Origin of the sequence: Listeria tempestatis, from assembly GCF_963575625.1 — a bacterium.
Lineage (GTDB): Bacteria > Bacillota > Bacilli > Lactobacillales > Listeriaceae > Listeria > Listeria tempestatis.
In genome coordinates this window covers 97,803-110,038 of sequence record NZ_CAUYTK010000003.1, presented here as the reverse complement: position 1 = coordinate 110,038, position 12,236 = coordinate 97,803, and the positions used below count along the sequence as shown (strand labels likewise).

General features: G+C 37.2%; 9 protein-coding genes. 8 read left to right on the top strand and 1 reads right to left on the bottom strand.

Translation table 11 applies throughout. The annotated features are described in order from the left end of the window. The 4 genes from R8923_RS05390 to R8923_RS05375 all read left to right on the top strand — a co-directional run bounded on the left by R8923_RS05390 (position 1) and on the right by R8923_RS05375 (position 3,633). On the top strand, positions 1-843 hold the full coding sequence (locus R8923_RS05390) for a PspA/IM30 family protein (protein ID WP_485871741.1): 843 nt from the start codon (positions 1-3) through the stop codon (positions 841-843). 193 nt (positions 844-1,036) lie between these two features. Beyond that, positions 1,037-2,170 (top strand): N-acetylglucosamine-6-phosphate deacetylase, encoded by a 1,134-nt coding sequence (gene nagA, locus R8923_RS05385; RefSeq protein ID WP_485871740.1) that lies wholly within the window; start codon positions 1,037-1,039, stop codon positions 2,168-2,170. Positions 2,171-2,189: 19 nt separating this feature from the next. Continuing rightward, positions 2,190-2,894: a glucosamine-6-phosphate deaminase gene (locus R8923_RS05380; protein ID WP_485871739.1), complete on the top strand. Its 705-nt coding sequence runs from the start codon at positions 2,190-2,192 to the stop codon at positions 2,892-2,894. 16 nt (positions 2,895-2,910) lie between these two features. Beyond that, entirely contained in the window at positions 2,911-3,633 is a 723-nt protein-coding gene (locus R8923_RS05375; protein ID WP_485871738.1) for a GntR family transcriptional regulator, read from the top strand. Between the two features lie 111 nt (positions 3,634-3,744). Here R8923_RS05375 and R8923_RS05370 read toward each other — a convergent pair whose 3' ends face one another. Next, a complete protein-coding gene (locus R8923_RS05370; RefSeq protein WP_485871737.1) occupies positions 3,745-4,707 on the bottom strand; it encodes an LCP family glycopolymer transferase in 963 nt (320 codons plus the stop codon). A gap of 214 nt (positions 4,708-4,921) precedes the next feature. Here R8923_RS05370 and R8923_RS05365 point away from each other — a divergent pair, with 214 nt between their 5' ends. The 4 genes from R8923_RS05365 to R8923_RS05350 all read left to right on the top strand — a co-directional run bounded on the left by R8923_RS05365 (position 4,922) and on the right by R8923_RS05350 (position 12,219). Next, positions 4,922-5,986, top strand: a complete 1,065-nt coding sequence (locus R8923_RS05365) for a glycosyltransferase family 4 protein (protein WP_485871736.1) — start codon at positions 4,922-4,924, stop codon at positions 5,984-5,986. Positions 5,987-6,320: 334 nt separating this feature from the next. After that, positions 6,321-7,229, top strand: coding sequence for a peptidase U32 family protein (locus R8923_RS05360; protein ID WP_485871735.1), 909 nt, complete (start codon positions 6,321-6,323; stop codon positions 7,227-7,229). 11 nt (positions 7,230-7,240) lie between these two features. Continuing rightward, the gene (locus tag R8923_RS05355) at positions 7,241-8,467 is read left to right on the top strand and encodes a peptidase U32 family protein (protein ID WP_485871734.1); all 1,227 of its coding nucleotides are present in this window, start codon (positions 7,241-7,243) and stop codon (positions 8,465-8,467) included. 332 nt (positions 8,468-8,799) lie between these two features. Then, positions 8,800-12,219, top strand: coding sequence for a putative mucin/carbohydrate-binding domain-containing protein (locus R8923_RS05350; protein WP_485871733.1), 3,420 nt, complete (start codon positions 8,800-8,802; stop codon positions 12,217-12,219). Positions 12,220-12,236: the final 17 nt, after the last annotated feature.

The following is a 12,236-nucleotide window of genomic DNA, read 5'->3' as shown; positions in this document are numbered from 1 at the left end:
ATGGCAAATTTCTTTGATAAGATGAAAGAATGGAATAAAGAGGTTACTAAGAAAATTGATGAACGTGCTGAAAAACGCCGTAGTTCCGTAACATATTACATGGATAAAACAAAAGCTGAAATGAAAGATGCAGAACGCATGGTTGAAAAGCAACGCGAGTTAAAATCCTTATTTTATAAAGAGTATAAGGAAATGGAAACTTATGTCGAAAAACGTCGCCGCCAAATAACAATTGCGGAAGAAGCTGGCGAAACCAAACTCGCTGAATTTGCAAAAGCTGAAGTAGCGCAATACGAAGAACAATTAGAAACAACAAAAGGTCATTATGAGCAAGCTTCCAAGCAATTAGAAGATTTAGAGCTTCGCATGCACGAAATGCGCTTAAAATGGAAAAATTTAAAGACGCAACATTTAGCTGAAATGGCTGAAAAAAATGCAGCTGAAACTTCAGAAAAAATGGATAAAGTTATCCATGATATGAGTTGGGGCAGTGTTTCAGACTATCATGAAGCACAAAAACAACGTGATTTAGCTGAGGAAGCAAACAAAAAAGCTGATATGGCTAAAGAACTTTCACAATCATTTGATGAGCTAATGGATGAACTTGAAAAGAAAACAGCTAAAAGTAAAGAAGTCATTAAAGATAAAGCACAAGATTTCACATCTATGGTAGATGACATTATCGAACGTGAAAAACAAAATTTCAAGAAAAAAGATAAAGCTTCTATGGATGAACTTCTAAATGATCTTGAAAAAGAATCAAAGAAAAGCGAAAAAAATGATGAAAAAGAAGTTTTAATTCCGGAACTCGAGAAAAAAGAAGAAAATGAAGATAAAAAGTAACAAGTTGAAGCCACCTGCAAAGGTGGTTTTAATTTGCCAAAAAGCTTGAATTCTATAAAAAATCCTTCTGAAACCATCTGACTAGGTGGTTTCTTTCCTAATCATCAGGGTAAAAAGAAAAGATAAGTTGCTTTTTTTGAAAAAAGCAGTATAATAATTGGTATAGACCGATTGAGAATAGGAGGCTTTCGTAATGACTAAAAAAGTAATAACGAATGCAACAATTTATACAGGAAAACTTGTTTTAGAAGATGCTTATATGCGTTTTGATAAACAAGTAGAGGAAATTGGCTCCATGACAAACTTTAAATCGAATGATGGGGAAGAAATCATTGATGCAAAAGGACAAAAAATTGTCCCTGGTTTTATTGATGTTCACTCACATGGTGGTTATGGTCATGATGCGATGGATGCTGATCCAGCGGCGCTCAAAAAACAAGTGCGCGGTATGTTGAATGAAGGAATTACAACATATTTCCCTACAACAATGACACAATCACACAAAAATATCGAAGCTGCCTTAAAAGTAATTGGCGAAGTAGCGAAAGAGGAACCAGTTATTGGCGGTATTCACTTGGAAGGACCGTTTGTTTCAGTTGTATTTAAAGGGGCACAACCCGAAGAATACATTCAAGCTCCAGATCTTGAGCTATTCAAAAAATGGTATGACATTTCAGGTGGGCTAATCAAAGTGGTTACGTATGCTCCGGAACACGAAACATCTCCTGCTTTTGAAAATTTATGCCAAGAACTCGGTGTAGTTCCAAGTGTTGGGCATTCCAATGATGTGCGCGAACATTTAAAAACCAGCAAGGCAACGCACGCGACACACCTTTACAATGCCTGCCACCGAATGACGCACCGTGAACCTGGTGTTCCTGGTCATGTTTTATTAGAAGACGGCATTCAAGCAGAGCTTATCGTTGATGGGATTCATGTTAATAAAGATATGGTTAAGCTAGCATATAAAATGAAAGGGGCGCATGGCATTTCACTTATTACGGATTCGATGCGCGCAAAAGGAATGCCAGAAGGGAAATCCGAACTTGGTGGTCAAACGGTTATCGTGAAGGATAAACAAGCGCGTCTTGAAGACGGAACGCTCGCTGGAAGTGTACTGACATATGATGATGCTTTCCGCAATATGATTGAATTTACGGGCTGCACAATTGAAGAAGCGGTACTTATGAGTTCCGTCAATCAAGCTAGAGAGTTTAATTTAATCAAAAAAGGTGGTCTTGAAGCAGGTAAAGACGCGGACTTCAACATTTTTGATGATGCGCTAAACTTAACCGCCACATATTCTTATGGTCAAAAAAACGTTTAATTGAGAGGAAGAAATAAAAATGCAAGTTATTAAAACAGCAGATAAACTAGAAGGATCAAAAAAAGGTCTTGAAATTGTTGAAAAAGCGATCCGGAATGGTGATGTGAAAACATTAGGGCTAGCTACAGGAAGCACACCAGAATTGTTTTACGGAGAATTCATTAAAAGTGACGTTGACTCAAGCGATATTACAACTGTAAACTTAGATGAGTATGTAGGTCTTGCAGCTGACGATCCAAACAGTTATCATTATTATATGAACGAGTTACTTTTCTCCAAACGGAAATTTAAAGATAGTTTCTTACCTGACGGCAAGGCAACAGATGCTGAAGCTGAATGTGCACGTTATGAGGAAATTTTAAATTCGCATCCAGTAGATATTCAGATTTTAGGTATTGGAACAAATGGGCACATCGGTTTTAATGAACCAGGGACTTCTTTTGATTCTTTAACACATAAAGTGCTTTTAACAGAATCCACTCGTGAAGCAAATAAAATTCACTTTGAAAAAGAGGAAGATGTACCAACGCATGCTTATTCTATGGGAATCAAATCGATTATGAATGCGAAAAAAATCATTTTATTTGCGTTTGGAAAATCTAAAGCAGAAGCAATTCATGCAACTATAAACGGATCTGTAGAGGTAGATTGCCCGGCTTCCGTATTACAAAATCACCCAGATGTAACTATCATTGTGGACGAAGAGGCGGCTTCACTTCTATAAAAAAGAGGGCTGAAAAATGATCGATAAACAATCGGGAATTCCAATTTACATTCAAATCCAAACCGAAATTAAACAAAAAATTGAGGCGGGTGCTTGGCAGGTCGGGACAGCGATTCCGGCCGAACGCCAGCTGGCAGAAATGTTCCATGTGAGTCGTATGACAGTTAGGCAAGCCATTCAAGGTCTTGTTGATGACAACATTCTACAAAGACGCGTCGGAGCTGGCACGTTCATAGCGGAAAAAAAATTGACTGAACGTCTTGAAGCGGTAACAAGTTTTACTAATTTAATGTTGCAGGAAGGAAAGAAGCCTTCCACGCGCATCGTCTCTTATGGTATTCGCCCTGCTAGCACGCAGGAACAAGAAGCACTAGCAATACCAGAAAAAAGTAATGTTATGAAAATTGAACGGATTCGTTACGGGGATTCAGTTCCCATTTTATTTGAAGTAGCGACAATTCCTGAAGATATTGCGGCACTTCTTACGAAAGAGGATATTATGAATTCGTTGTATGAAGCAGTGGAAACAAAATTAGGTCAGCGAATTGGTGAAGCTGAGCAAACAATGGAGGCGGCGCTTGTCTCAGAAAAAGTTGCTCCTTATTTGGATGTAAAATTAGGTTCACCGGTTATGAAACTTAGACAAATTACATTTTTAGAAGATGGTCGCCCATTTGAATTTACTCGTTCGCAGTATGTGGGAAGTAGATTTCAATTTGTAGCGAAAGTTAAACAATAAATCTAAAAAAATATGCTTTCTTATTCTTCATTTTGCATCAAAAAACGCACTTTTCTCCTTTTTGAAAAGTGCGTTTTTCTTCAATTTGAGAACTTCTTTTTGGAAGTTCTTTTATTTCATTTCTAAGTTTTCAGCTAGTTCATCGTGTAAACGAGCTCGCTCAGCATCGGATACAACATAGTACCAAGGACCACCGTCAACGCGGCTACCTTCACCTTTGACTTGGAGGTTTTCAACATTAGATAGTGCACCGCGGTAATCTTTCGCAATACGCGTAATATCATTCATTGTGAAGTCAGTTTGAATGTTATCACCAATTGCACTTAAAATACCGTCAAATCTCCAAATAAGGCCAGTACTTAAGGCTTTCTCCGCGACAGCAGACATCACTTGTTGTTGCCGTTTTTGACGTCCAAAATCGCCCTCCGCATCGGTTTTACGAATTCGTACATAAGCAAGTGCATCTTCGCCGTTTAAATGAATTTTGCCTTTATTAAACACTTTCTTACTGCCACTTGCCGATTGTGAGGCGAGCGTCAAACCATCTTTATCGTTTACAACATCGATTCCACCCACCGCATCGACTAAATCGCGGAAGCCTTCCATGTTTATCTTGATATAATAGTTGAACGGAATGCCGTTTAGAAACTGTGTTGTTGTAGCATCCGTCATTTTAACACCGCCATAAGCGTAGGCCGCATTAATTTTATGCGGGTTTGAATCGTACCCGGGAATTGTAGTTTTTGTATCACGTGGAATACTTAGCATTTGAATTTTATTCGTATTCGGATTTACAGTTGCTGCAATAAGCGTATCTGAACGCCCTTTATCACCATCACGTTCATCGACACCTAAAATTAAAACAGAAAAAGGTTGTTTCTTTTCTAAATTAACACTTGCGTTTTCTTTTCCTTCAATTGGGGTATGGATTTTATTGAAAGTTGATGTTGTTTTCCAGTAAGCATAGCCAAGGTACCCGGCAATTCCGAGGACGATAACTAGCAAGATAGTAAGAAATATTTTTAAGCCTTTGCGCTTCTTCTTTTTATGTTTGTTAGATCGCAAATTGTTCATCCTTTCTTATTCAATAACTATATTTTAATACAAATTAAACCTGACGTCAGCCTTTTTAGGAAATAGTCGAAAAATCGACACAATTTTTAACATTTAGTAGAAATTTTTCTCACTAAGCTTTAAAGAAGAGCTTAAGATTTTAGAATTTACGTTGTTTTTTCAAGAATAACAACGTATAATTAAGTACAGAATTTAATGTAGGGGAGGCCTTGCCTTGTTACCTTCAATTGTTATCCTTTGTTTGATTGCATCAATCGTGCTAACGCCACTTGTGCGACTAGCCGCTTTACATTTTGATGTAACAGATAAACCGGATAAAAGACGTGTGAATATACGACCGATTCCAAGCCTTGGTGGTCTTGCGATTTACATAAGCTTTTCAATTGGACTATTTTTGCTTCCGATTGATAAAACCTTCATTTGGCCACTTTTTCTAGCTGGTACAATAATGATGTTAACAGGATTTATTGATGATTTATTTGAAATAAAAGCGCGATATAAATTAATTGGTCAAGTTTTAGCCGCGTTTATTATCGTTTTTTGGGGCGGAATTTCCATTGAATTTATTAATCTACCCTTTGGCGGGGAAATTCATTTTGGCATTTTCAGCTTACCACTGACAATTTTATGGATTGTTGCTATTACCAATGCAGTCAACTTGATTGATGGTTTGGACGGTTTGGCGGCGGGTGTTTCTACAATTGCACTTTTCACAATTTTAGGGATGGCCTTTATCATGTCAGATCCAATTGTCATTTCGATTTCGGCGATTTTAATCGCAGCAACTTTAGGCTTTCTACCATATAATTTTAATCCAGCGAAAATTTTTATGGGAGATACGGGGGCGCTCTTTTTAGGCTTTATCATTGCGGTGTTGTCTGTGATGGGCTTCAAAAACGTCACGTTTGTATCTCTCATCGTACCAATTTTAATTTTAGGTGTGCCTATCTCGGATACGATTTTTGCGATTATCAGAAGAGCCGTCACGAAACAACCAATTGCGATGGCTGATAAGTCACACATCCACCATCAATTGATGAATTTAGGCTTCACGCATCGGCAAACTGTTATTTTAATTTATGCGATTGCAGCACTTTTTTCACTATTTTCATTTATTTTTACAATGTCAACGATTTGGGGCTCCATCTTACTAATGGGTGTACTTCTTCTCCTCGTTGAAATTTTTATCGAATCGCTCGGCTTAATTGGTCAAAACTACCGCCCAATTATGAAACTACTGCGAATTGAGCAGGCACGCGATGATGAGAATGAATCTTAAAAAGCTAGGCACCAAAAAGGTGCCTAGCTTTTAGCTTGAAGAAAAACTTAAAGTTTACACAAAACGAAACGACCCACGCAAAATCAGACTGTTGATAAATGGTGAGATTCTAGGCAAAGCCGAGTACTGAAGTGGAGCGTACTCGAGTACGTGAACCTCGGAACGGAGGGTTTAACGACGAAGATTGCCTTTTGTCAGCAGTCTGAAAGCTAGGTACCAAAAAGGTGCCTAGCTTTTATTTGGTACAAACAACACCCTAATGAAGTATTGCTCGTGCGTCGGACTTGTGATACATTATTCATTGTAAGTTAAAAGGAGAAGAGGAGAATTGAATATGGAAATTATTGCGACAGCAGAATCTGCACTGCAAGCTGAAAATTTGCTTCGCGCCGGAGTCGATACGCTCTATATTGGAAATAGTCGTTTCGGCCTTAGACTGCCAGCTTCTTTTTCAAATGAAGAACTAGAAGAAATCACAACATTAGCCCATTCTTTTGGGAAAAAGGTGATTGTGGCGGTGAACGCTTTGATGCACAATGAACATGTCGAAGAGATTCCGGTATTTTTAAAAGCGCTAGATGCGATGGCAGTTGATAAAATTGCTGTAGGGGATCCAGGCGTTATTTTAATGCTTGAAGAGCTAGAATTATCTGTGCCATTCATTTATGATGCACAAACTTTTGTAACGAGCGCCGAACAAATTGATTTTTGGGTGAAGCAAGGGGCTAAAGGAGCGGTACTCGCACGCGAATTAACTCGGCCAGAGGTCGCACAAATTGCGGCTCGCCTAGATGTTCCCGTAGAAGTACTTGTTTACGGGCCAACTTGTATCCATCAATCGAAACGAAAGCTTGTCACGAACTATTATAATATTGTTGAGTTAAACGAGAGTGCTGACAAATCGCGTGGACTTTATTTACGTGAGCCAAATGATGCGGACAGTATGTTGCCGATTTATGAGGATGAAAATGGCACGCATATATTTAGTACGGAAGATATTAGTATGATGCCCTATTTAGAGGAGCTCTTTGACGCCGGTGTCAAGGCATGGAAGCTTGACGGGATACTTTTGCATGGCGCAGATTTTGTTGCTATTGCAAAGCTTTTTGTAGAAGCCAAGGAGGCGCTTATTGCGGGGGATTTTGTGGCGGAAACCTTTGTTAACCGCTTAGCAAACCTGGCTCCAGACACACGTGAACTAGGTGCTGGATTCTATTTAAAAAATCCGGATGAAGTGAGGTAGGGGGAATTTCGATGAAGACGATGTTAAAAAAACCTGAGGTGCTTGCGCCAGCAGGGAATTTAGAAAAATTGAAAATTGCAATTCGCTACGGAGCGGACGCTGTATATATTGGTGGACAGGCATTTGGACTTCGTTCACGTGCAGGGAATTTTAGTTTTGAGGAGATGCAAGAAGGCGTCGAATTTGCGCATGGATATCAGGCAAAAGTTTATGTTGCGGCGAATATGGTTGCCCATGAGGGGGATACAGAAGGCGCGGGAGAATTTTTCTTAAAGCTACGCGAAATTGGGATTGATGCGGTTATCGTGTCAGATCCCGCACTCATTCAAATTTGTTTTGATAGCGCACCTGGACTTCCGGTCCATTTATCAACACAGGCATCTGCCACGAATTACAAAACGCTTGAATTTTGGAGAAGGAGAGGGCTTGAACGTGTTGTATTGGCGCGCGAAGTCAGCATGAAAGAAATTCGCGAAATCGGTAAAAATACGGATGTTGAAATGGAAGCTTTTATCCACGGAGCGATGTGTATTTCTTATTCGGGTAGATGTACGCTTTCGAATCATATGGCGAATCGTGATGCAAATCGCGGCGGTTGTGCACAAAGCTGTCGTTGGAAATATGATTTGTTTGAGATGGACCACGGAAAACCGCAAAATTTAGTGGATGAAGACGAAGAGCCATTTTCTATGAGTGCAGTTGATTTATCGATGATTCGTTTTATTCCTGATATGGTAGATGCGGGCGTGGATAGTTTGAAAATAGAAGGGCGAATGAAATCAATTCATTATGTGTCAACGGTAGCAAGCATTTACCGAAAAGTAGTAGATGCTTACTGCGCGGATCCTGAAAACTTTGAATTTGATCCAGCTTGGGAAGATGAACTATGGAAGGTAGCTCAGCGCGAACTTTCGACAGGATTTTTTTACAAAGAGCCAACAGAAGATGAGCAGCTTTTCGGTAAGACGCGGAAAATACCGCAATATGCTTTTGCTGCGCAAGTTCTTGAGTACGATGAAAAAACGAAGATTGCGACGTTGCAACAGCGAAATAATTTTGGTGTTGGGGATGAAATTGAGTTTTACGGACCAGATGATACAGGTTTTAAACAAACTGTTCGTGAGATTTGGAATGAAGACGGGGATGCAATTGACCGCGCTCCAAATGCGATGATGACAGTGAAAATGGAAGTAGATTTTCCTGTCAAACCTTTCTATTTTATGAGGAAGAAAAAATAATTTAATAAAAGCCTAGAATATAATTGGAAAAGAATCAAAAATCAAGCAATGTTTATTTTAAAATGGCAAGACTGCTTGGTTTTTGGTTCTATTATTCTTTTACTCGGTAACTTAAGATTAGTTGTTGTCGCACTTCTTTTGTATTTTGTGTATAAACCCAAAAAACAAAAGTGATTTATTTTTTTGCTAATTTTACTTTTTAAAAAATTAGTGCTGTTTTTGTGGAATAAATACAAAATATTGACACAGAAATAGTAATTTTTTGTGATATACTTAATAAAGTCTAAGGCGAATATAGCTTTAGTTAAATTTTTAATGGGAGGAAAGCATAAATGAAGAAGGTATTCTTTAGTTTGGTGTTGTTTTTGTTTGTAACAGTTTTATGGGGGCATAATGCACTCGCTAACGAACAAAAAAGTGTGAATATTCAAAGTATTGAGAGCGCAGATTGGATTAGAAAATCTGGTATGAATAAAGGAATTTATCATGACCGCCAAGATTTAGGATTTATTTTACAAGCAAATACGGTATTAAGGATTCGTCAAACAAATCCGGATTTTAAGAGTACACTGGTTGTGCGTTTGTTGGGGAATGATTCTCAAGTTGAAAAATCTGTTGAAGTTGGTCGTGACTGGAAAGAAATCAGTAGTACTGCAAGTTTAGTCCCTTTTGTGACAACGCCGTATGGAAATGAAAATGCAACAGTAGAGTATGAAGTACTTAGTAGTGTCAAACAAAAACCATTACCTATTTATCAATATCAAGAAAATGAACAAGACTTTTTTGATAAATGGGATAAAAATGATAGTGATTATGCGCTTGTAAAAGGGACTGACTTTCAATTATTAGTTCCTAAACGAGATAAAATCACGCTTAAAAATATGGAAGATTTCGAAAATTTGGACGAGTTGATTATTCATTATAAAAATTTGTTTAAAATGTATAATGATGTTGCAGGTTTTGATAATTTGACCCCACTTAATGAAAACTCAGAAAATCGTTATTTCTTAAAAGCGGATGCGCACGGAGCAGGTGGTGCTTATTATTGTAGTGATTGGACAGCGATAACAAGTCCATCTATTGGAAGTTGGTTAAAAGATGGTGATTGGGGTCAGTTACATGAAATTGGTCACGGTTATCAAGCTGGCTTTGATAGTAATGGCATGTATACTGGGGAAGTATTTAATAATTTATATGGTGTTCAGTATCAATACAACCTTTATGGTAAAAAAGCAGACGAATTAGGTTGGCTTTTTGATTATGGACATAAAGAAAATGTTGAATCTAATTTATATACTAGTTTATTGGAAAAAGAGGGCACATATCATTCTATCGGACTCCGTGAGAAACTTATATTTTTGTCTTTATTGCGTCAAAAAGCTGGAAATGAAGCTTTGACAAAGCTTTACCAGGGATATAGAGTTTCAGCTAATCAAAGTGATTTTAATAGAGAAGATTACTTACTGCCAGATTTGTTTAATCAATATTATAGCGAATATAGCCATCTAGATTTTTCTGCAGTTCTTGAAAAGTGGGGACTCCAGCTGAAGAAAAGTCAAAGTGAACTCAACCGGATTAAAGGCTATCCAGCTATTGCTTCTCTCGCACATGTAGTACCTAAGGATAAGCTAGCAGATGCGAGAAACTTATTAGATGCAAAACTTTTAGTTACATCTAATTTTGAAATGGTAACTAATGAAGAAATTGCGCCATTAAATTTAAAAGGCGAAATCACCTTTAATTTACAAGCGGATAATATGGCTGAACTTTATGGTAGCGAGATTCGTTTGCGGGACGGGGCTAAAATCATCCAGGAAAAAACGATTACAGGGAATACAGTGAAATTTTCTGATGTAAAAAATGGTGTATATAGCGTAGAAGTTGTAGGAGCTAATATGAGCAACTATACATTTGATACAAAATATGTTTATGTGAAAGAAAAAGAAAATCAAAGTAACCTTACTTTTTCAAAATTACATGGAACATCATTTCGAAATCAAGAGATTCAACTTCTCGGTTTAAGTGATAGTAAAATTGCGGATTTCAAAATAGATGGTTCTACTGAAAAGGCAAGAGTATCTATTCTAACAAGTACTCCGCATGTCTATTTTGCTAATAAAAAATATGCAGAAATTACTGTAAAGGATGCTAATAATAAGATTATTTACAATCAAGTATTAGAAGGAACAAATTCTCCGGTTGAGACAAGGGAATTTCCGATGAAAGAAGGTTACCTGATAGAGATTTACCATAGTGAAACAAGTACGAGGTTAAAATCAAATGAAAACATCATAGATAACACGCAAAATACAAATACTTGGGTCATGACAAAATGGGGACTCGTCAATCAACAGCTTAATAATAATGCGGAAAATGATTTTGAAAAGCAATTAACTAATTTAGGAAATCTACTTTTGAAAGAGGAGGCTTTAAAAGAAGCTTCAATCTCACTTTCTGATGAAAAGAAAAGTTTTATAATGGGTGTAAATTCTTTAGAGGAACCTGCAAAATCAGAGTTTCTACAAAAATATGCGGCTCTTTTACCTGATAAATTAAAAGGTCAAGATTTTCAATTTATTTTTAAAGGATTAGGAGATCATCTTGTCACAAAAGTAGATGTTTCTTTAGCAAAAGGACTTGTGACAATCGATACGCCTGAGAATAAACCACATGTTTATTTTAATAGACCTTATGCGGGTATCGCAATTTACAATAGATACGGTGTGGAAAAATATAAGCAAGAGTTTGTAGGTACAACCAATTATCTTGCTAAAATTCGACAAGTCAATATTGAAAAAGGTGACTATATTCATGTGTATCATGAAGAAGGCGAAAGTCGTCTGTCTGTCCAAAATCGTTCGAATTTTACCTTTTTGGATAAAGCGAAAACACTCACTTTTATTATAGAAAATGAAGGCTTAAAACCAGTAGCTAGTCAAAACATTCCTGTTCCAAACGCAGAACAGGGAGATGAATTCCAATATACATTAAAAGGATTAGGGGATCATATCGTTGCGAAAATGGATATTTCGTTATCAAAAGGGCTTGCGACAATTGAGACTCCCGAAAATAAACCACATGTCTATTTTGATAAATCCTATGCAAGTATCGAAATTTACAATAAATATGGTGTAGAAAAATATAAGCAAGATTATGTTGGTATAACTAACTATCCTCTAAGTATAAAACAAATTCATTTAGTTAAGGGTGACTATATTAAAGTTCATCATGAAGAGGGTGAAGGCCGCCTATTTATTCAAAATAAAACAAATAACCTCTTTTTTGAAAAAACACAAACTGCTGTTTACCGTATTGGGGAAAATGGTATGGAGAAAGTTAGTCTAAGTGAGATACCTGTTCAGACAGCGGAAATTGGATCTAGTTTCCTATACACATTAAATGGCTTAGGAGACCATACTTTTCTAACAATTGATGCTTCATTAGAAGATATGGAATATAGAATCAACCTGTATGCTGGACGACCACATGTTTATTTCACTAATCAATATGCAGCAATTACCATTTTAAACAGTGAGAATAAAGAAAAATATCATCAGTCATTTATTGGCACAATAACGTATAATGCGAAGTTAGAGAAGGTGAAAATGGAGGAAGGAGATGTTGTTCGAATCGAACATGCGGAAGCGCCGAATAGACTTATCATTCAAAATCAAATGAACCATCTTTCTTTAGAAAAAAATGAAACACTCACCTATCGTGTAACTGCAAATGGCTTGGCTAGCGTTAAATAACAAAAAAAGAGTGGGAA